General features: G+C 57.7%; 19 protein-coding genes. 7 read left to right on the top strand and 12 right to left on the bottom strand.

What is annotated here, in order from left to right; translation table 11 throughout:
• Nucleotides 1-62: 62 nt before the first annotated feature.
• Nucleotides 63-776, bottom strand: a complete 714-nt coding sequence (locus tag P406_RS26925) for a hypothetical protein (protein WP_080115827.1) — start codon at nucleotides 774-776, stop codon at nucleotides 63-65.
• 403 nt (nucleotides 777-1,179) lie between these two features.
• Between P406_RS26925 and P406_RS00135 the strand changes: the two genes are divergently transcribed.
• Entirely contained in the window at nucleotides 1,180-1,929 is a 750-nt protein-coding gene (locus tag P406_RS00135) for a hypothetical protein (protein WP_046234994.1), read from the top strand.
• Nucleotides 1,930-1,975: 46 nt separating this feature from the next.
• On the opposite strand, the gene P406_RS00130 is transcribed toward P406_RS00135, so the two are convergent.
• Together P406_RS00130 and P406_RS00125 are read right to left on the bottom strand one after the other, a co-directional pair.
• Entirely contained in the window at nucleotides 1,976-2,596 is a 621-nt protein-coding gene (locus tag P406_RS00130) for a hypothetical protein (RefSeq protein ID WP_046234972.1), read from the bottom strand.
• 155 nt (nucleotides 2,597-2,751) lie between these two features.
• Nucleotides 2,752-3,882, bottom strand: coding sequence for an OpgC domain-containing protein (locus P406_RS00125; RefSeq protein ID WP_046234971.1), 1,131 nt, complete (start codon nucleotides 3,880-3,882; stop codon nucleotides 2,752-2,754).
• Nucleotides 3,883-4,176: 294 nt separating this feature from the next.
• On the opposite strand from P406_RS00125, the gene P406_RS00120 reads away from it, so the two are divergent.
• The 3 genes from P406_RS00120 to P406_RS00110 all read left to right on the top strand — a co-directional run bounded on the left by P406_RS00120 (nucleotide 4,177) and on the right by P406_RS00110 (nucleotide 6,108).
• Nucleotides 4,177-4,458, top strand: a complete 282-nt coding sequence (locus tag P406_RS00120) for a type B 50S ribosomal protein L31 (RefSeq protein ID WP_003418539.1) — start codon at nucleotides 4,177-4,179, stop codon at nucleotides 4,456-4,458.
• Between the two features lie 151 nt (nucleotides 4,459-4,609).
• Nucleotides 4,610-5,701 (top strand): D-alanine--D-alanine ligase, encoded by a 1,092-nt coding sequence (ddlA, locus tag P406_RS00115; protein WP_046234970.1) that lies wholly within the window; start codon nucleotides 4,610-4,612, stop codon nucleotides 5,699-5,701.
• Nucleotides 5,698-6,108, top strand: coding sequence for an NUDIX hydrolase (locus P406_RS00110; RefSeq protein WP_046234969.1), 411 nt, complete (start codon nucleotides 5,698-5,700; stop codon nucleotides 6,106-6,108). Before ddlA ends, P406_RS00110 begins: the two co-directional genes overlap by 4 nt.
• A gap of 70 nt (nucleotides 6,109-6,178) precedes the next feature.
• On the opposite strand, the gene metR is transcribed toward P406_RS00110, so the two are convergent.
• Nucleotides 6,179-7,096, bottom strand: coding sequence for a transcriptional regulator MetR (gene metR / locus P406_RS00105; protein WP_003412948.1), 918 nt, complete (start codon nucleotides 7,094-7,096; stop codon nucleotides 6,179-6,181).
• Nucleotides 7,097-7,202: 106 nt separating this feature from the next.
• Between metR and P406_RS00100 the strand changes: the two genes are divergently transcribed.
• The 3 genes from P406_RS00100 (at nucleotide 7,203) to P406_RS00090 (ending at nucleotide 9,910) form a co-directional block, all read left to right on the top strand.
• Complete coding sequence (locus P406_RS00100; RefSeq protein ID WP_046234968.1) at nucleotides 7,203-7,937, top strand: 5-methyltetrahydropteroyltriglutamate--homocysteine methyltransferase; 735 nt, start codon at nucleotides 7,203-7,205, stop codon at nucleotides 7,935-7,937.
• A gap of 123 nt (nucleotides 7,938-8,060) precedes the next feature.
• Nucleotides 8,061-9,053, top strand: coding sequence for an alpha/beta fold hydrolase (locus P406_RS00095; protein WP_003412945.1), 993 nt, complete (start codon nucleotides 8,061-8,063; stop codon nucleotides 9,051-9,053).
• A 209-nt stretch (nucleotides 9,054-9,262) separates the two neighbouring features.
• Nucleotides 9,263-9,910: a DsbA family oxidoreductase gene (locus P406_RS00090; protein ID WP_046234967.1), complete on the top strand. Its 648-nt coding sequence runs from the start codon at nucleotides 9,263-9,265 to the stop codon at nucleotides 9,908-9,910.
• A gap of 261 nt (nucleotides 9,911-10,171) precedes the next feature.
• Here P406_RS00090 and aauR read toward each other — a convergent pair whose 3' ends face one another.
• From aauR to P406_RS00050, 8 genes are all read right to left on the bottom strand, one after another.
• On the bottom strand, nucleotides 10,172-11,500 hold the full coding sequence (aauR, locus tag P406_RS00085; RefSeq protein WP_046234966.1) for a two-component response regulator AauR: 1,329 nt from the start codon (nucleotides 11,498-11,500) through the stop codon (nucleotides 10,172-10,174).
• A 10-nt stretch (nucleotides 11,501-11,510) separates the two neighbouring features.
• Nucleotides 11,511-13,418: a two-component sensor histidine kinase AauS gene (gene aauS, locus P406_RS00080; protein ID WP_046234965.1), complete on the bottom strand. Its 1,908-nt coding sequence runs from the start codon at nucleotides 13,416-13,418 to the stop codon at nucleotides 11,511-11,513.
• 60 nt (nucleotides 13,419-13,478) lie between these two features.
• On the bottom strand, nucleotides 13,479-14,213 hold the full coding sequence (locus tag P406_RS00075) for an amino acid ABC transporter ATP-binding protein (RefSeq protein ID WP_003412939.1): 735 nt from the start codon (nucleotides 14,211-14,213) through the stop codon (nucleotides 13,479-13,481).
• Complete coding sequence (locus P406_RS00070; RefSeq protein WP_003412937.1) at nucleotides 14,210-14,875, bottom strand: amino acid ABC transporter permease; 666 nt, start codon at nucleotides 14,873-14,875, stop codon at nucleotides 14,210-14,212. Before P406_RS00070 ends, P406_RS00075 begins: the two co-directional genes overlap by 4 nt.
• Nucleotides 14,876-15,622 (bottom strand): amino acid ABC transporter permease, encoded by a 747-nt coding sequence (locus P406_RS00065; protein WP_003418523.1) that lies wholly within the window; start codon nucleotides 15,620-15,622, stop codon nucleotides 14,876-14,878.
• A gap of 130 nt (nucleotides 15,623-15,752) precedes the next feature.
• Complete coding sequence (locus P406_RS00060) at nucleotides 15,753-16,679, bottom strand: glutamate/aspartate ABC transporter substrate-binding protein (RefSeq protein WP_032699628.1); 927 nt, start codon at nucleotides 16,677-16,679, stop codon at nucleotides 15,753-15,755.
• 346 nt (nucleotides 16,680-17,025) lie between these two features.
• Nucleotides 17,026-18,564, bottom strand: a complete 1,539-nt coding sequence (gene glpD / locus P406_RS00055; protein WP_046234964.1) for a glycerol-3-phosphate dehydrogenase — start codon at nucleotides 18,562-18,564, stop codon at nucleotides 17,026-17,028.
• A gap of 492 nt (nucleotides 18,565-19,056) precedes the next feature.
• Entirely contained in the window at nucleotides 19,057-19,812 is a 756-nt protein-coding gene (locus P406_RS00050) for a DeoR/GlpR family transcriptional regulator (RefSeq protein WP_003363617.1), read from the bottom strand.
• Between the last annotated feature and the right edge of the window lie 43 nt (nucleotides 19,813-19,855).

Genomic DNA, 19,855 nt, shown 5'->3' with positions numbered 1-19,855 from the left:
GGACGAGTGTCATGAACTAATCCCACTGCAGCCACACATGAACTGCAGTGGCGCTGGCTTGATCAGACGTGAAGATCAACCAACGGTTTGCGCTCTTCTTCACGCTTCGGCGCATTGCGCTCGATCTGGTAAATGATCGTGTCCATGAAGTTGCCAATGTGATTACGACTGAAGACCTGCCCGTAGTCGATAACCTTGCTGTAATTCTCAAGGTTGAGTGTGTGCTGGTTGCCGAATTTCTCCGTGTAGTGATCGAGTAACGTCATCACAATTTTTGCGTGCGCACGCAGATCCTCCTTCAGTTGTTGACGTTCGTTCAGCTTCTCGGTCAGGTACGCGAACTCTGCCGGGGTGAGCACATCGTCTGGGTCGGTCACCTGGATTTCCTGATTAAAACCCAGCGTGAAGCCGAAGTGCTTATTTGACAGCTCCGTATTAAGGTAAAAAAGCTGCTGCTTGAAATCGTGAAAATTGTCGTACATACGGCATAGGGTCTTATCAAAATCTTTAGTTAAGTCACCCAGGTATGTACTTCGGAGTAGGTTCGATATCTCTTCAGACATACTGTCCAGCATAACCCGTCCTGCCGCCGACGTTTTGTAGTCGGATAACCAGGGTGTTTCCTCGGTGGTATAGAACTCAGCGTTCGGATCACGCACGTTATCACGCGCCTGAGGAATTTTGATTGGCGGAGCAGCAGGTGAGGTGAGGGAACTCGAGCCCGAGAGAGTGCGCTGTTGATTTTGTGATGCAGAAGCTAAAGGGTTGATATGCATGCTAAGCGCTCTTTGGTGTCAATGATAACCATCTAGCGGCAGACCTTCGCAAAACTTTGCCTGATAAGTGTGTAGGGTTTTTCCTAGGCTGTAGTGGTGATTATTTTTTGTAGGAGGTTTCCTAGATTTTAATGTGAGGGTTGACTCGGCGCTTAACTTTCTATTGCGTAAATTTTGTCAGTGGCAACCTGCCTCTGCATAATCTGCGAGATTACCTATGAATACTTATGGAAGAAAATGTGTTGGTTTTTGCTTGTTGTCCATTTTCGTGATAATGGCATCGGCTTCCGGCGCTCATGCCAATACAGGTGCCGAGGACCCGGTCGGTGTATCAAGTCATGAAACCAACGAAGCCGTTGCGGCTGACGCTGTGCAAGAAATTTCCGAGCCAAGATTTACCGTCATGCTGGATAAACTACATTCGGTGGTCGATGTGTTGACAGATAAACACCCCGTTCACTACTACGGCTTTGTCTCGCATCGTGGGCAAGATGTATTGCTCTATACCCCTGTCGGTGATCCGGTCACTAACGAGTGGAAGACCGAGTATTACGAAAATGGTAAGTGGGTTGCTCAGACACTTGAGACCAAGGTTTTTAAAGATCTGGCTCCTGGGGCTGAGGTGATCATCAGGATCACGCCAAGAAACTCACTGGTAGGTGGCAGGCTTCCATACACTGTCAGATTGGGTTCCTATCCTGTTCTAAAAAACTATGAACTGCTCGACGAACCGGGAGTGATAAGGATTCCAAGTGGATATACTAACCCTGGCTGGTTGGCAACGCAGATTTATAAGGAGGCTATCTTTGAGGCGAGATTTACCGATACTAAGGGCGCGCCTCTGGAAGGAGGTATGGCTATTCTTGACCTGAGTTTTGGCAAAGGAGAGCCCTCAATCGAGCATGTTGTAACCAGCAATGCTGATGGGTTCGTCTCTCAGCGTATCGAGTTTGGACGCTGCTATGGGGGGCTGGAGGCCCAGGACTTTGTGCACACCCAGAGAGGTTTCAATACGTGGAGAAGCCACTATAGGGTAGCCGGCTATACCGTACACAATTTTTCGTTGGGGCCGATGACTGCGACCCCTCATATTTTTTACATGGGACACATCTGCACACAAACCGTTCTGCGAACTGTTGCTCCTCGCGGTTAACGTCTAACTCAGCCTGGCGAATCATTTATCTCGCCAGGCTGATGTTTCATACCGCCAACGAAATATACGAAAAATCTCGTTTCTCAGCATTACTCTGGACTTGCTGTATCCATTCGTCCTGCATTTTTTGTACGCTGGTGTTCATGATTTTGCCATAGTCGATCACGTCCTGAAAATTGCTGATAGTCAGTTTATATCGGCCGCCAAATGTTTCATGGTCGTGGTCTACCAGGGTCATGATGGTCTTTGCGTGATGTTGGAGTTGTTCTTTGAATTCTCTGAACCCGTTGATGGCGTGGGTAAGAACCGATGTGTCGTTTTCAGTCAGGCTGTTATCGTAGTCAATTATCTTGATGGATGCACTTTCGGTCAGTGTGAAACCGAAGTTTTTACGTGCAATGTCGGGGTGGGTTTCTTGCAGTTCTTTTCGAAAGCTATCATAGGTGACATTTACCAGCGCAAGCTCCAGCACGTCGAGTCTCTTTTTGTGAGCTACGTAGTCAAGCCTGTTTGTGATGTGTTCATTGATCGACTCCAACAGCCACGGCTCTTTCTGATATTCGTAAAATACATTTTTTTCTGTCGTTTTGACTTCAGATGCAATGGCCTCTTGAAGGCTGACGTCTTCTGTCGGATCAACAGGTTTAGCACCGGTTACCAACCCCATCTGTTGCGGGATGTTTGCCGGATTTGGAATTCCATTGATGTTCAAAGCATTGCCCTCTCTTTGGCCTCATACCGAATAGCGGCCAGTTCCTGAAAAACTTGGCCTGACAAACCAGTAGGAAATCTCCGAGAGGGCATGCAAACGTGACGCTGTTCTCAAGTTGGCAATAGGTGCGGCGATGTCCCCAGGCGTTTATTCAACTCCAACCCGTTCGCCATCAGCATCATCAATCCCAAGCCGACAATCGCCGTGGTCACTTGCATGGGCCATGTATCGCCTGCCAGTGCATTGGCCATGTCTGCCAGTGGCGCGAGCAGGACGCCCAGGCAGAAGACTTCCAGTGAATAACGCCCCATGCGGGAGGTCTGGCGCGCAGGCCAGTTTTCCAGCCACGTGCTTGAGGTTGGCAGCAGTCGGGCGACGACGTAGACCAGGGCCAGGAAGTGCAGTAACCGGACGGGCGCAAGGTCGGTCTTGCTGATTGGGTAAAGGCTTTCAAGGTGCAGGCTGGAGACCAGCGCGGCGTGCAGGCCGGGCCATTTTTCGCTGAAGGTCAGGATGCCTGCGACCAGCACGTAGACGGCAGCCACCATGAACAAGGGCTGTTGGCGCAACGGAGGGTGCTCAGCTGTTGTGGCTGTTTCGCTGCGCAACGCGCACGCACCGCCGAGCACGAACAGCAACTGCCAGGCGACCGGGTTGAAGTACCAGACACCGCCGCCTTCGTAGGCGCGCAGGTTCCAGCCGAATAACGGCACCATCAGGTACAGGGCAATCGACAGGCCGACGGCCACTTCGAGTTTGCGCAGCATCACTGGCAAGGTCAGCGGTAAGGTCAGCAACAGCACGATATACAACGGCAACGGGTCGGTGAGGTTCGGCTTGAAGCGCAGCAGCAGTTCATCGGCCAATGCCTGTTGCGGGTTGCCGACGAAGTATTCAAGGCCCATCTGCTGGACCATGTCGCGCGTCTCGACGTGATTGTTGGCGACGAAGACGATGCCCATCAGCAGGGTCAGCAGAAAGATGTGCACCACATACAGCACCCAGGTCCGGCGCAGGATCCGCACGCCAGCCACCAGCATGCCGTCACGTCGGGCGATCCGCCCGTAGGCCAGGATCGAGGCGTAACCGGCGAGGAAAACGAAGATTTCCGCTGCGTCGCTGAAGCCGAAGTTGCGTATGGTCAGTTGCGCCAGGGGATTGTCCGGCACGTGATCCCAGAATATGAAGATCAGCGCCAGGCCGCGAAAGAAGTCGATTCGATGATCGCGTCCGTTAGTCATAACGGTGGACTCTTGAAAGTGCTAATGAGTAAAGATAGGCCACAGAGGCTCAGGTTCCAGGCCAGCGACCAGTGACATTCGGCGGCGCGGCAGGGTGCCGCTAATCGAGGGCAATTGCAAAGGCGCGCTATTACAGAATGTCTCCGGCTCAGGCGTTCCGGTGGCTTCACGCCGACAGCGGCGCCGTGTGCGTGTTCGATCAACCTCACCAATGATGGCAATCAACAGCAGTCATTCTCATCTCCCTTTACGTTACTGTATAACTATTCCAGTCAACTCACCGGAGAGATCACGATGAAACCCGATATCCATCCTCAATACCGCACCGTGCTGTTCCACGACACTGCTGCCGATGCTTACTTTCTGATCGGCTCCACTGTAGACACAGACCGCACGCAACAGCACACCGACGGCACTGCCTATCCTTATGTTGCGCTCGATGTTTCCAGTGCTTCGCACCCGATGTACACCGGGCAGCAGCGCAAAACCACCACCGAAGGCCGGATCGCGGGTTTCAACAAGCGTTTCGCCGCCTTTGGCTCCGCTGGCAAGAAAGAAACCGCAGCCGCTCAATGAGCGGTCTGACCTCCCGGTCGTGGGCATTTCGCATGGATTGCCCACGACCGGGATTTTTTTGTCTGAATTTCAGGCCTGCGGCCAATCATCTACTGGACTAACAGCCGACATTGCTTTTATCTTCGCGGCCTGAAAAACAGGAGTAACCGCTTTGAAAAAGTCAGTCGCCATCGTTTTCGGTGGGCAATCCAGCGAGCATGAGGTTTCGTTGCAGTCGGCACGCAACGTGATCAATGCGATTGATCGTGAACGCTATGCGCTGACCCTGATCGGCGTCGACAAGCTGGGCCGCTGGCTGCATTTCGACGAAGCCGATTACCTGCTCAATGCCACTGATCCTGCACGGATCAAACTGAGCGCATCAGGCAAGCCATTGTCCTTGCTGCCGGGCAGCATCGGTGGGCAGTTCGTTGACGTCGAGTCAGGCCAGCCTCTGGCAGCCATCGATGTAGTATTCCCGCTGATCCACGGCGCTTTTGGTGAAGACGGTGCGTTGCAGGGTGTGCTGCGCATGCTTGCCGTGCCCTTTGTCGGCGCCGATGTGCTGTCCTCTGCGGCCTGTATGGACAAGGACGTGACCAAGCGTCTGCTGCGCGATGCGGGCATTGCCGTCGCGCCGTTCAGGGTCCTGTCGCGTGGAGAGAGCCTTTCTTTCACGGAGGCTGCCGACCAATTGGGGCTGCCGATGTTCGTCAAGCCGGCCAACCAGGGTTCATCGGTGGGCGTGAGCAAGGTGTCCGACGAGGCTGGTTTCGCGGCGGCACTGGCGCTGGGTTTCGAGTTCGATCACAAGCTGCTGATCGAGCAGGGCATTGTCGGCCGTGAAGTGGAGTGCGCCGTACTGGGCAACTCCGACGCGCAGGTCAGTGTCTGTGGCGAAGTGATTGCCAACGATGAATTCTATGCCTACGACACCAAGTACCTGAATGGCGATCAAGCACGCATCGCCATTCCCGCCGAGCTGCCGGCCGATCTGAGTGATCAGGTGCGTGGCGTCGCGTTGCAAGCGTACAAGGTGCTGGGCTGCGCGGGGCTTTCGCGGGTCGATTTCTTCGTCACCGAAGGGCGCGACATCATCATCAACGAAGTCAACACGCTGCCGGGTTTCACCTCGATCAGCATGTACCCCAAACTCTGGCAGGCCAGCGGTCTGTCGTATGCCGAACTGATCCATCGCCTGATCGTTCTGGCGCTGGAACGGGCTGATCAGGCGCGGCTGCTGAAAACGGAGATCTTCGCATGAAGATCATCCGCATCGCGGCGGCGCTGCTGATCGGCGCAGACGGCCGGACCCTGCTGGTGCGCAAGCGCGGTACCCAGGCCTTCATGCAGCCGGGGGGCAAGATCGAGCCCGGAGAACCGGCACCGCAGGCGCTGGCCAGAGAACTCGAAGAAGAGCTCGGGCTGATCGTCGATCCGGCGCAGGCAGTGTTTCTCGGTGAGTTCACGGCACCCGCCGCCAACGAGCCCGGTTTCGAGGTCAACTGTCAGTTGTATGAGGTAAGGACCGACGCTCAGGCAGTGCCTGCCGCCGAGATCGAAGAAGTGCTGTGGGTTGACGCGCACAGTCATGCGGGGTTGCAACTGGCGCCGTTGACCCGCGATCTGATCCTGCCGCTGTATCTGAAGCGGCAGGCAGCACGCAGCTGAACGGCGCAGTCGTCCTGTATCGCGGTGCAGGACGGCACTGTCAGCGAACCCTATTTCAGCGAACCAGATGTCAGCGAACCACACTCACTCCGTCCAGCGTCGAAAACGAAGTGTCCTTGGCGGTCAGCAGGAAGTCACGCATGTACGGTGCGTCGAGCATGTCGGCGCGGATACCGGCGTAGAGCGTCGCGAACAGTCCTTTCTCGCCCAGGCGCTTGGCCTTTACATAGCCGCGTGAGCTGTATTCATGCAGCGCCCAGTGCGGCATGCCGCAGACCCCGCGCCCGCTGGCCACCAGTTGCATCATCATCACCGTCAGTTCCGATGTTCGTACCTGTGCCGGTTCGATGTCGGCGGGTTCCAGGAAGCGCGTGAAGATATCCAGCCGGTCGCGTTCCACCGGGTAAGTGATCAGCGTTTCAGTCAGCAAGTCTTCCGGGACGATGTAGGGCCTGGTTGCCAATGCATGTTGATTGGCCACCGCCAGCATCGCTTCATAGGTGAACAGCGGCACGTAGGTGATGCCCGGCAATTCCAGCGGGTCGGAGGTCACCACCAGGTCCAGATCGCCACGCGCCAGGGCAGGCAAGGGCGCGAACGAGAAACCGGAAGACAGGTCCAGTTCGACCTCGGGCCAGGCATCGCGGAACTGGTCGATGGTCGGCATCAGCCACTGAAAACAGCTGTGGCACTCGATTGCCATGTGCAGCCGTCCCGCCGTACCACCCGCCAGTCGGGCGATGTCGCGCTCGGCACTGCGCAGTTGCGGCAGCATGGAGTCGGCCAGTTGCAGCAGGCGCAAACCGGCGCTGGTAAAGCGCACCGGTTTGGTCTTGCGCACAAACAGCGGCATGCCCATGCGCTCTTCCAGCTCCTTGAACTGATGAGACAGCGCCGACTGCGTCAAATGCAGGCGCTCGGCTGCCTCCACAAGGCTGTCAGCCTCGCGCAGGGCATGAAGGGTTTTGAGGTGGCGTATTTCAAGCACGGTCAGTGCTCCATGAGCAGTATTTGTGATCAACACGAAAAAAATGAGTTTGTCTCATGTTGTGTCAGCTGTCGACAATAGCCCCATCTTTTATGGAGGACGCATCGTGGCCCTGACTCAACACCCTGACTATTTTCACATTGGCGCGGACCGTGAATTGCAGCACGCTCTGCAGGCTTTCTGGAAACAGGATCAGGGTGTTGCGACCACTGGCGCCGAATTGCGCACCTGGTTGATGGCGCGTTACCCGCAGCAGGTGCCACACCTGGAACGCGGCCAGCGTTTTCAGCCCGATTGGGCGCCGCTGCTGGCGAGCGTCTCTGAAGCCTGCGAGCAAGGCCGCAAACCTGCGTTGATAGGTCCGCTGACACTGCTCTGGCTAAGTGACGTTCAGGGTGACGAGGTAGATCGCCTCGACCTGCTGGAGCATCTGCTGCCGGTGTATGGCGAGATTTTCGGGCGGCTGGCCGCGCGCGGTGTCGAGTGGATTCAGATCGACGAACCGATCCTCGCGCTTGATCTGCCGCTGGCATGGAGCAACGCCTTCGAGCGTGCCTATCACATTCTTCAATATTCGCCGTTGAAGAAGCTTATCGGCCTCTATCACGGTGACCTGCGGCCCAACCTGGGTGTCGCGGCCCTGCTGCCAGTTGCAGGGTTGCACCTGGACAGCGTGACCGAACCGGAGCTGCTGGCTCCGGTGTTTGATCGTCTCCCGGTTTACAAGGTTCTGTCCCTGGGCGAGTGCGATACGCATTCGAACTGGCATCAGGAATCGTTGCTCGAAGCGCGCGCCCGTTTTGGGGAAAACCTGATGGTGGCGGATCAGGTCGCTGCGTAACTCACCCCCCGATTAACGACCGCTCAGCGCCATTCATCAAACTGTCACGCAAGTGTGGCAGCGCGCTTGGAAAAACATCATCAGACTCGCGGCCTACTGGGGTTCTGTTTTTTGGTGTTTTTCATGCGGGTTTTAATTTTTCTGGCCGCGCTTCTGTGCGGCTTGCCGTCTTTTGCGGCCGATCGTTGTGATACCGATGTTCCTGTACAGATGGCTGACCTCAAGGAAGTGCGGATCGCCTACCAGAGTATTGGTAGCGAGTCCGACCCTGCCTTGCTGTTGGTGATGGGGCTGGGTGGGCAGTTGATTCACTGGCCGGACGAGGTCGTGGTTGCGTTGTGTCAGCAGGGCTATCGGGTCATTCGCTATGACAATCGCGATGTGGGTCTGTCGTCGTGGGTGCAACAGCCAGCGGATGCCAATCTGACGTTCGAAGTGCTGCGTTACAAACTTGGCCTGCCTGTCTCGGCACCTTATTCGTTGACTGATATGGCCGACGATGCGCTGGGTTTGATGGATGCATTGCAGATTCGCCAGTTTCACGTGTTGGGCGCGAGCATGGGCGGCATGATTGCCCAGCACCTGGCTGATCTGGCGCCGTCGCGGGTCGAAAGCCTGACGCTGATCATGACCAGTTCCGGTGCGCAGGGTTTGCCTATGCCCAGTACCGCGCTCATGCAACTGTTGGCGCGTCGCGGCGCGCCCAATCGGGAAGTGGCGATCGAGCAGCAGGCCGATTTGCTTGCGGCGCTGGGCAGCCCGCAGGTCAAGGACGATCGCCAGCAATTGCTGCATCAGGCGGCTGTTTCCTATGACCGGGCGTTCAATCCCGAAGGTGTGAAACGCCAGATCATGGCGATTCTGGCCGAGCCCAGCCGCGTGGAACTGCTGAACCGTCTGCGTCTGCCGGTACTGGTGGTTCATGGCACGGCTGACCCGCTGTTGCCGGTCATGCACGGTGTACATGTGGCCGCGCACATTCAGGGCAGCCAGCTGCGCCTGATTCCGGGGTTGGCGCATCGTTTTCAGGAAGCCTTCAAGGCGCCGTTGCTCGGTGCAGTGTTGCCCTACCTGAAAGCCCAGCATGAGGACGGTCGCAACCTGGCTCAGTTGTAAGCCGGCGTGGTTGTCAGGCATGGGCAGAGGTGTATCGTGTGACCTTTGCTTCCAAACTGTGTAAAAACTACTACGCTTGGCAATACTGCGTTAAAAACAGGCGAAAAATGCTCATTTAGAACACCTAGACTCCGCTTTTTCGCCTGTTTTTGCCTTGTCTTGCCTTCGCTCGTGACGTTTTTACACACTCTGTACCGAAAAGGGCCGACATGACAACTGCACTGAAGATCGACTTCATCTCTGATGTTTCCTGCCCCTGGTGCGTCATTGGTCTGCGCGCGCTGGATCAGGCGCTGGAGGCACTTGGGGATGAGGTGCAAGCGCACATTCACTTCCAGCCTTTCGAGCTGAACCCGAACATGCCTGCCGAAGGGCAGGACATCAAAGAGCACATCGCCGAAAAGTACGGCTCCACGCCGGAACAGATCGAAGGTATTCACGAAACCATTCGTGAACGCGGTGCTGAACTCGGCTTCACCTTTGCCAGCGGCGAGCGACGGATCTACAACACGTTCGATGCCCATCGCCTGCTGCACTGGGCCGAACAGGAAGGCAAGCAGCACGCGTTGAAGCAGGCGCTTTTCGAGGCGTATTTCAGCGACCTGAAAGACCCGTCCAGTCACCAGACTCTGGCCGATGTGGCGCAGAAGGTCGGCCTGGACCGTCTGCGTGCTCAGGCCATCCTGGAAAGTGACGAGTACACCACCGAGGTTCGCGAGGCCGAGCAGCTCTGGACGTCTCGCGGTATCACGTCCGTGCCGACCATGGTCTTCAACGACCAGTACGCCGTCTCGGGCGGTCAGCCGGTCGAGGTATTCGTCAGCGCAATCCGCCAGATTGTCGCTGAATCGCAGTAACGCACTGCCTGTGCAGGATAGGACGCAGAGCGTCCGGAAAGGCATGCCCACGCGGAGCATGGGCACGATAGGTGTCTTGCGGACGCCTATCGTTCCTCGCGCTCCTGCTTAGGGGCGTGCGGACGCCTATCGTTCTGCATGCTCCTGCGTAGGGGCCTTTAGACGCCTATCGTTCCTCACGCTCCAGCGTGGGAATGCAGTGGGTGACGCTCTGCGTCACAGATCTGCGCTACACCGCACGCTCAAGATCGGGCGCGGTGCTCAAAGCCCGTATTTCTTGACCTTGTCAAACAGTGTGGTCTTGGCCATGCCCAGTTCCTGACTGGCCTGGCTGAGGTTGCCGCCGCTGCGTTGCAAGGCGTCGCCGAGCAATGAGCGTTCGAAGGCTTCGACCGCTTCGGCAAACCCCAGACTCTGGTTTTCACTGACCGTGCCCGACTGCTTGAACGCTGGCAGACCCAGGGCAAAGCGTTCAGCCACATTGCGCAGTTCGCGTACATTGCCCGGCCAGTCGTGGCTCATCAGGTTCGAGCTGGTCTGTTGATCCAGCGCAGGCGGTTCGCGGTCGAAGCGTAACGACGACAACTGCAGGAAGTGTTCGAACAGCTGCAGAATGTCTTCGCGGCGTTCACGCAGGGGTGGCAGTTCAAGCGTGACGACGTTCAGGCGGTAATACAGGTCGCTGCGAAACTGATTGGTCTTGCCCAAGGCATTCAAGTCGGACTTGGTCGCCGCAATGACCCGACAATCCACGGCGACGCTCTGGTTGGAACCCAGCCGTTCGAGGGTTCGCTCCTGCAGGACGCGCAACAGCTTGATCTGCAGATTGACCGGCATGCTTTCCACTTCATCGAGAAACAGCGTGCCATTGTGCGCGTGTTCGATCTTGCCGATGCGCCGCTTGCCCGCGCCGGTAAAGGCGTTGGCTTCATGGCCGAATATTTCCGACTCGAACAGGCTTTCCGCCAGCCCGCCACAGTTGAGCGCCACGAACTGGCTGTCCTTGCGCCGACTGAAATCGTGCAGGCAGCGCGCGACCAGCTCCTTGCCCGTGCCGGTTTCGCCTTCTATCAATACGTTGGCCGAGGTGTCGGCGACGTTGGCAATCAACGCACGCAGGTTTTGCATGGCCGGGGAGCGGCCGATGATCCGGCCTTCCAGCGAATCGCGCTCGGCCAGCTGCTTGCGCAACGCCCACACTTCACGGGCCAGCCCGCGTTGCTCCAGTGCGCGCCGGGTGACGTCCACCAGACGCTCTGGAGAAAAGGGTTTCTCCATGAAGTCGTAGGCGCCATCGCGCATTGCGTTGACGGCCATGGTGATGTCGCCATGGCCAGTGATCAGCACCACCGGCAGGCTGCTGTCACGTGCCTTGAGACGGCTCAGCAACTCTAGTCCGTCGATACCCGGCAGGCGAATATCGCTGATGACGATACCGGCGAAGTTGTCATCAATGCGCTTCAAGGCCTCTTCGGCGCTGGAAACGCCCTCGCTGGCAATGTCTTCCAGCGCGAGGGCCTGCTGACAGCCGAGCAATACATGCGGATCGTCTTCGACGATCAGGACAGTCAGGTCGCTGTTTATGCTCATGGGTGTCGTCTCATGTCGGGCTGTCCGGGTGGCGGGCATCGGGGATAAACGGCAGGCTCAGGACAAACGTCGTACCGCCGTCCTGCGGATGCTCTGCGCTCAGGCTGCCTCCGGCTGCGGCGGCAAGGCTCGCCGACAGCGTCAGGCCCAGCCCCAGGCCTTGTTCGCCCGGTTTGGTGGTGAAGAAAGGTTCAAACAGATGCTTGCGCGCCTCGGCATCGACGCCGTGCCCGTTATCACGTACCCGCAGACGGTATCGGCCGTCGACAACCGATCCGGTGAGCCATAACTCCGGTTGCGGCAGGTCGAACATGGCGTCCAGTGCGTTGCCGATCAGGTTGACCAGAATCTGTTCCAGGCGGGTCTGGTCGATGGTCAGAGTGGCGTCGACGAAGTCTCGATGCACTATCAGGCCGGACTGCTCCAGACGCACGCCCAGCAACTGCGCCGCCGCATCGACAGCCTTGCTCAGTTGCGCCTGGCCCTGATCGTCGCCGCGTCTGGCGAATGCGCGCAGGCTGGCGGTGATGCGGCCCATGCGGTCGACCAGATCATTGATGGTACGCAGGTTGGTACTCGCGGTGTCCAGCGCGCCTCGTTCCAGAAAGCGCACAGTGTTGCCGGACAAGGTGCGCAGTGCGGCCAGAGGCTGGTTCAGCTCATGCGCGATGCTGGTCGACATCTGGCCGATGGCTGCCAGCTTTCCGGCCTGTACCAGCTCATCCTGCGCCTTGCGCAAGGTGTCTTCAGCCTGCCTTCGTTCACGAATCTGCGCCTTCAGGCGTTCGTTGCTGGCGCGCAGGTGTTCGGTGCGTTCGGTGATCTTGCGTTCCAGCTCGTTGTTGGCCGCCTGCAGCGCTTCCCTGGCAGCAAGCCGGGTCGAGATCACCTTGCGCCGCTCGTTCCAGGCAATTAGCAGAAAGGTCACCAGCGCGCAGGCCACGGCGACCAGCATGCCCTGATTGGCCGCTTCACGGCGCAGATCCTCCAGCGGGGTAAGCAGTGTCAGGTGCCAGGCGGTGTCACTCAGCGGGCGGCTCTGGGCCAGATAGCTGACCTTTTTGTGTTCGCGGTCGACACTGATGTTGGCGGGGAAAACCAGTGTTTCGACGCCTTCAGACAAGGTTTCCCGTTCCAGTGGCACCAGTTCGTTGAGCGGCCACCAGTAATATTGCAGGCTGCGAGCCAGACGCTCCTTGACCTCAGCCGTGAGCGGGCGCACTGATTTCAGACGCCGGGCAGGGTCGCTGGAGAGGATGATGATGCCGTTCTCGTCGCTGACAAATGCCTCCAGCCGTGCCCGCTGCCAGCGTTCTTCAAGTGCTTCGAGGCGTACCTTGATCACCGCAACGCCGATGATGCGGCCTTTGTCTTCCAGCCCATGGGCCAGGTAATAGCCCGACTCACCGGTGGTAGTGCCGATGCCGTAAAAGCGCCCGGGCAGGCCGCGCACGGCGTCCTGAAAGTAGGCACGGAAAGACAGGTCTTCACCCTGATAGCTGTCGGAGTCGCGCCAGTTGCTGGTGGCCAGCACGCGTCCGGTGGTGTCCATCACGTAAATGGCACGGCTGCGGCTGCGTCGATTCAGCCCTTCGAGGTAGCGGTTGACCTGCTGCTGAAGCTCCGGTCCCGGTTCGTTCAGCAACTGCGACACACTGGATTCCAGCTCCAGCACGCTGGGCAGGTAGGTGTATTTGCTGATTTCACTCTCGACCGTGCGGGCGTGCAGCTCGAGCTGGCGTTCGCCGGTTTCGCGCAGGCCCTTGATGGCGCTGTGTTCACTGACCAGATAGGCGATATAGCCCAGCCCGATCATCAGCATGAGGATCAGTGGTGGCAGAAACAGTTGACGGATCAGACGGGGTTTCACGGCGAGTGATGGCGGCGCGGCGCGATAAAGAGTGGGGTCGCATTTCATCACAGTCGTCCTGGACCGAACAGCTGCCCGCTGATAGGCGGACAGCCGTCAAGCTATTGCCTAGTGCTGAAGGATCTTGGCGAGGAATTGCTGGGCGCGTTCCGAGCGTGCGCTGACGTCACCGAAAAACTCTTCCTTGGCGCAATCTTCGACGATCTGTCCCTTGTCCATGAAAATCACCCGGTTGGCGACTTTGCGGGCGAAACCCATTTCGTGGGTCACGCACATCATGGTCATGCCTTCGTGGGCCAGTTGCACCATCACATCCAGCACTTCATTGACCATTTCCGGGTCGAGCGCGGACGTGGGTTCATCGAACAGCATGACCACCGGGTCCATCGCCAGTGCGCGCGCGATGGCGACACGCTGTTGCTGCCCACCGGAAAGCTGCCCGGGATGCTTGTGCGCATGCTCGGAAAGACCGACGCGGTCCAGCAGTTTCAGACCCTTCTCGGTGGCTTCGGCCTTGCTGCGGCCCAGCACCTTGATCTGCGCGATGGTCAGGTTTTCGACAATGCTCAGGTGCGGGAACAGTTCGAAGTGCTGAAACACCATGCCGACCCGCGAGCGCAGCTTGGGCAGGTTGGTCTTCGAATCGGAGATTGATGTGCCGTCGACAACGATATCGCCTTTCTGAAACGGTTCCAGTGCGTTCACGCATTTGATCAGGGTCGATTTGCCGGAGCCGGACGGGCCGCACACTACAACTACTTCGCCCTTGCTGACCTCGGTGCTGCAATCGGTCAGTACCTGGAAGTCCCCATACCACTTGTTGACGTTTTTGATGGAAATCATACGGCAAACCTTTTTTGCAGACGCTTCACCAGCAGCGAGGCGGCAAAGCTGATCGTGAAATACACCAGACCGGCAATGATCAGGAACTCGTTGGCGCGCCCGATGATGTCGCCACTGGCGCGCGATGCGTTGAGAAAATCGACGAGGCCGACGGTGTACACCAGAGAGGTGTCCTGAAACAGAATGATGCTCTGTTGCAGCAGCAGCGGGGTCATCTTGCGAAACGCCTGGGGCAGGATGATCAGTCGCATCATCTGCGAGTAGTTCATGCCCAGCGCCTGAGCAGCGCCCATTTGTCCCTTGGAGATCGACTGCACGCCGGCACGGACGATTTCGCAGAAGTACGCGGCTTCGAACATCATGAAGGCCACGACGCAGGAGGCGAACGCACCGATGGGCGTGTCTTCACCGGTAATCCAGCGCAGCACGAACGGCACGGCCAGATAGAACCAGGTGATCACCAGCAGCAGCGGGATCGAACGAAAGTAGTTCACGTAGGCACCGGCCACATTGGCCAGCAGCTTGTTCGATGACAGGCGCATCAATGCCAGCAGTGTGCCAAGTACCAGGCCGCCGACAACACCCATCGCCATCAGCTTGAGGGTCATGACCATGCCGTTCCACAGGCCGGGAATGGCCGGAACGATTCCAGTGAAGTCCATTTATTTGCCCCCCAGTGAGATGAGTCCCGGTACGGCGACTTTCTTCTCGATCGCACGCATCAGCAGCATCAGGCTCATGTTCAGCGTGAAGTAGATGAGCGTCGCGAGGGTGAAGGCCTCGAACAGGTTGGCGGAGAACTCGGCGGTTTGTTTGGTCTGTGCGAGCAGCTCCATCAGGCCGATCAGCGACGCGACCGACGAGTTCTTGAACACGTTCAGGAATTCGGAGGTGAGCGGCGGAATGATGATCCGGTAAGCCTGCGGCAACAGCACGTTCCAGTAGATCTGTGGCAGCTTGAAGCCCATGGCACGTGCGGCCGATTCCTGGCCCTTGGGCAGTGCTTCAATGCCGGTACGCACCTGTTCGCAGACCCGTGCAGCGGTGAACAGGCCAAGGCAGACCACTACGCTGAGGAACGCGGAAGTGGTCGGGTTCAGGTCTTGCTTGTACCACTCCTGCAGGTTTTCCGGCAGCAGGTCGGGCACCAGGAAGTACCAGATGAACAGCTGCACCAGCAGTGGCACGTTACGGAAGATTTCCACGTATACCGTGGCGATGCCCGACACCAGACGATTTGGCACGGTGCGCATGACGCCCAGCACCGAACCCAGTATCAGGGCAATGATCCAGGCAATGACAGCAATGGCGATGGTCCAGCCCAGACCGGAGATGAACCAGTCCAGATAGGTCTCGCTGCCGACGCCGGTGGACTTGAAGAATACGCCCCAGTCCCAGTTGTAATTCATCAGGGTCTCCCCCTCTTTTTCTATTTATATCGAGATGCACGCACTGTCGGACTTCGAGAGTGAGGGGCCGGTCCCGAACAGTTTTTGCCTGCTCGGGATGCGATCAGTTCAGGCTGGCTGAACCGGGCACTCAGGCTTTCTTGTCGTCAGCTTTGTCGTCAGCAGCTTTGTCGGTCGGGTTCTCGATCAGCTTCTTGAGTTCGGCGCTCATCGGGAACTCCAGATTCAGATTTTTAGGCGGGACAGGGGACATGAACCACCTGGTGTAGATCTTGTTGATTTCGCCGGATTTGAAGGTGGCAGCAATTGCGTCATCCACTGCCTTCTTGAACGGGGCATCGCCCTTGCGAACCATGCAGCCGTAGATCTCGTAGGATTGTGCTTTGCCGGTCACTGCCCAGTCGTCCGGCTTTTTGGCCTTGGCCATTTCGCCTGCCAGCAGCGCGTCGTCCATCATGAAGGCGACTGCACGGCCGGACTCGAGCATCTGGAAGGATTCACCGTGGTCTTTGGCGGAGATCACGTTCATGCCCATCTGCTTGTCAGCGTTCATCGCCTTGAGGATGCGCTCGGAAGTGGTGCCAGCCGTGGTGACGACGTTTTTGCCTTTCAGGTCTTCGAAATCCTTGTAGCTGGAATCCTTTTTCGACAGCAGGCGCGTGCCGACCTCAAAGATGCCGATGGAAAAATCGACCTGCTGCTGACGCTCGACATTGTTGGTGGTCGAGCCACATTCCACATCGACGGTGCCGTTCTGAACCAGCGGGATACGGGTCTGCGAAGTCACCAGGTTGTACTTGACCTTGAGGTCAGGCATGTCCAGGTCTTTCTTGATGGCTTCGACAATTTTCAGCTGGATATCGTGGGAGTAGCCCATCGGCACGCCAGAGGCATCAGCGATGTAGGAAAACGGGATGGAGGCGTCACGATGGCCCAGCGTGATGGTGCCGGATTCCTTGATCTTCTTCAGAGTGCCAGTGAGTTCAGCGGCGAAAACCGGCGTGCTGATCAGAGCGGCAGCGATGGCTGCGCCCAACAGGTGGGGAACGATGCGCATGGTTGAGTCCTTGATTTCATTTTTATTGATGGGGCCGTAATCAGAGTCGGCCCGCTTCTTGGCGAATGCTTCAACGGCGTCCACATCCAGACACACGCTCTTGTCGAAACGCTCGGTTCAGAATGTAGAGCATGAGTCGTGCCAAGCAGTTTTAAGAATTCAACATGCTGATTTAAAAGGGATTTTTTGAGGTTGGCTGTAGTGCCGCGGACCAAGGCGTCCGGGAAGCCGAATAAGGCGGGGTCGATTGTTCGGAAAACCGAATGGAATGGAGTGCGCGGGAGGAGGGCAGCAAGGAGGGAAACCTGTTCACCGCACGATGGGTGAACAGGTTGCAGGCGTATTATCAGGCAGCTTCGAAAGAAGCTTTATTGCGCACGACTGTTTCCAGGTAGCTGCTCACGGCGGCCTGTTCCTCAGGCGTCGTGAACAGGCCGAGCTTGGTGCGGCGCCACAGGATGTCTTCGATGCTGGTCGCCCATTCCTGATCGCACAGGTAGTCGACCTCGCGGGTATACAGGCCTGCCCCCAGATGCTGACCAAGGTCTTCCAGGCTTTGCGCGCCCTCCAGCAAGCGCCAGCTGCGGCTGCCGTAGGTGATCGACCAGCGCTTGGCGATAGGCGCGGGCAGCCAGCTGCAGCGACGGGTCATTTCTGTTGCCAGCGCTTCGGCGGTGGTCATGTCTTCGCCACCCGGCAGGGCAGCCTTGGCCGTCCAGCTTGGCTTCATCTGTTTGAAGAACGGTGCCAACTGCGCCATCGCCGACTCGGCCAGTTTGCGATAGGTGGTCAGCTTGCCGCCGAACACCGACAGAATCGGCGCTTCGTCTGCACCGCCTGACAACGAAAGCGTGTAGTCACGGGTGATGGCAGACGGATTATCGGACTCGTCGTTGCACAGTGGGCGCACGCCCGAGAACGTGTGGAGCACGTCTGCGCGACTCAACTGTTTCTTGAAGTGGTCGTTGGCCACTTTCAGCACGTAATCCATCTCGCCTTCAGTGATGTCCACCTTGTTCGGATCGCCCTGATACTCACGGTCGGTGGTGCCGACGATGGTGAAGTGCTCCAGGTACGGAATCGTGAACACGATGCGCTTGTCTTCGTTCTGCAGAATGAACGCGTGCTCACCTTCGTACAGTTTCGGCACGATCAGGTGGCTGCCTTGAATCAGGCGGATGCCGTAAGCCGAGTCGAGCTTGAGGTCTTCACGAATGAACTTGGCCACCCATGGGCCTGCCGCATTGACCAATGCCTTGGCATGGATCGAGAACAGGCTGCCGTCGCTGCGCTCCAGATGCAGATGCCACATGCCCTTGATACGACGGGCGCTGACACAGCGGGTCTGAGTATGAATGTGCGCACCGTTTTCACGAGCGGACATGGCGTTGAGCACGACCAGACGCGCGTCGTCGACCCAGCAGTCGGAATATTCGAAACCGCGGGTGATGCTCGGGTTGAGCGGGCTGTCTGCACCGAAATGAATAGTTCGCGATGCTGGCAGTTTTTCGCGCTTGCCGAGGTTGTCATAAAGGAACATCCCGGCACGAATCATCCAGGCCGGACGCAGGTGCGGACGATGAGGCAGCACAAAACGCATTGGCTTGACGATGTGCGGCGCTTTGGCAAGCAGCACTTCGCGTTCTGCCAGGGCTTCACGCACCAGACGGAACTCGTAGTGTTCCAGATAGCGCAGGCCACCATGAATCAGCTTGCTGCTGGCCGAGGACGTGTGGCTGGCCAGGTCGTCCTTTTCGCACAGAAAAACCGAAAGGCCGCGACCGGAGGCATCCGCTGCGATACCGACACCGTTGATGCCACCGCCAATAACGGCAATGTCGTAGACCTCTGAGAGGGGCGGGGTTGGCACGTTGGTGTGGGGCATTGGTGGCCTCCTGGACAATTCGTGAGCAGTGCTCGAAAGGCGAATCTGAACATTAATGTTCACTTTCGAAAATAATAGCTCAATAAAATGACCCTTGCTAGCGCGTATCGATTGAAAATACTGATGACTGAGTCAGGAAAAGAACAAATATGAACATTGTAGGGCGGGAATTGTTACCGGGAGGATGGATGCACAGCCTGCGCGGAATTGCTCTGGCTCACAGGTCTGCGCTGCATCGCTGAGGCAGCAGAGGACGCAGAGCGTCCGGAACGGCATACCCACGCGGAGCATGGGTACGATGGTGTTCTTGCGTACACCTATCGTTTCTCACGCTCCAGCGTGGAGATGCATGCCGCGCCATACATCCACGAGTCTTGTGGGAGCGAGCTTGCTCGCGAAGAGGCCGGTACAGACGCCAGAAAATAGGGCGCTCGATGCACCGTCTTCATGAGCACTGCGGGCCGCCGCGCGAACACAACCCGCGCCTGACAATCACACCACTTCCAGACGAATCTTGTGCTGGTTCAGCAACTGCTGCAGGGCGGGGACGGGTGGCTGGTCGGTGACCAGGCAATCGATGAGGGTGATCGGCCCCAGGCGGACCATGGCGTTGCGTCCGAACTTGCTGGAGTCAGCCGCCAGCAGCACTTTGCGAGCGTTGGCGATGATCGCCTGGGACACCCTCACTTCCTGGTAATCGAAATCCAGCAGGCTGCCGTCTTCGTCGATACCACTGATGCCCACCAAGGCAAAGTCCACTTTGAACTGGGTGATGAAGTCGATGCTGCCCTGGCCCACAACGCCACCGTCACGTCGCACATTACCGCCTGCTATCAGCACCTCGAAATCATCCTTGGTGCTCAGGATCGACGCCACATGCAGGTTATTGGTAATAATCTTCAGGTTGTTGTGGTTGAGCAACGCACGTGCGATGGATTCGGTGGTGGTACCGATATTGATGAACAACGAGGCGTTGTCCGGGATCTGCGCGGCGATGGCCTCGGCGATCCGTTGTTTTTCGTCGCGCATCTGGTCCGCACGCATGGCGTAGGCGGTATTTTCGATGCTGGAGTCATAGGCCGCGCCGCCGTGGTAGCGGCGCAACAGGTTCATTTCCGCCAATTGATTGATATCACGGCGAATGGTTTGTGGGGTCACGACGAACAGCGTCGCCATCTCCTCGATGCTGACATAACCACGGTCACGGACCAGTTCGAGGATCTGTTGTTGGCGGGGAGGCAGGTTCATTGTTTTTCCTTGGGCGCCCTCTACAAATGGCGCCCATCATGCC

The organism is Pseudomonas syringae pv. coryli str. NCPPB 4273 (assembly GCF_000972175.1).
Lineage (GTDB): Bacteria > Pseudomonadota > Gammaproteobacteria > Pseudomonadales > Pseudomonadaceae > Aquipseudomonas > Aquipseudomonas syringae.
The sequence above is the reverse complement of the archived record's forward strand: the minus strand, read 5'-3'. Positions and strand labels throughout refer to the sequence as shown.

Coding starts and splice junctions, on each gene's coding strand:
- P406_RS00095 (WP_003412945.1), top strand. CDS start 8,061: ATGCGGGTTTTAATTTTTCTGGCCGCGCTTCTGTGCGGCTTGCCGTCT.
- P406_RS00070 (WP_003412937.1), bottom strand. CDS start 14,875: ATGGACTTCACTGGAATCGTTCCGGCCATTCCCGGCCTGTGGAACGGC.
- P406_RS00130 (WP_046234972.1), bottom strand. CDS start 2,596: ATGGGGTTGGTAACCGGTGCTAAACCTGTTGATCCGACAGAAGACGTC.
- aauR (WP_046234966.1), bottom strand. CDS start 11,500: ATGAGCATAAACAGCGACCTGACTGTCCTGATCGTCGAAGACGATCCG.
- glpD (WP_046234964.1), bottom strand. CDS start 18,564: ATGCCCCACACCAACGTGCCAACCCCGCCCCTCTCAGAGGTCTACGAC.
- P406_RS00135 (WP_046234994.1), top strand. CDS start 1,180: ATGCTGGATAAACTACATTCGGTGGTCGATGTGTTGACAGATAAACAC.
- P406_RS00050 (WP_003363617.1), bottom strand. CDS start 19,812: ATGAACCTGCCTCCCCGCCAACAACAGATCCTCGAACTGGTCCGTGAC.
- P406_RS00075 (WP_003412939.1), bottom strand. CDS start 14,213: ATGATTTCCATCAAAAACGTCAACAAGTGGTATGGGGACTTCCAGGTA.
- P406_RS00060 (WP_032699628.1), bottom strand. CDS start 16,679: ATGCGCATCGTTCCCCACCTGTTGGGCGCAGCCATCGCTGCCGCTCTG.
- aauS (WP_046234965.1), bottom strand. CDS start 13,418: ATGAAATGCGACCCCACTCTTTATCGCGCCGCGCCGCCATCACTCGCC.
- P406_RS00090 (WP_046234967.1), top strand. CDS start 9,263: ATGACAACTGCACTGAAGATCGACTTCATCTCTGATGTTTCCTGCCCC.
- P406_RS00125 (WP_046234971.1), bottom strand. CDS start 3,882: ATGACTAACGGACGCGATCATCGAATCGACTTCTTTCGCGGCCTGGCG.
- P406_RS00065 (WP_003418523.1), bottom strand. CDS start 15,622: ATGAATTACAACTGGGACTGGGGCGTATTCTTCAAGTCCACCGGCGTC.
- P406_RS00110 (WP_046234969.1), top strand. CDS start 5,698: ATGAAGATCATCCGCATCGCGGCGGCGCTGCTGATCGGCGCAGACGGC.
- P406_RS00120 (WP_003418539.1), top strand. CDS start 4,177: ATGAAACCCGATATCCATCCTCAATACCGCACCGTGCTGTTCCACGAC.
- P406_RS26925 (WP_080115827.1), bottom strand. CDS start 776: ATGCATATCAACCCTTTAGCTTCTGCATCACAAAATCAACAGCGCACT.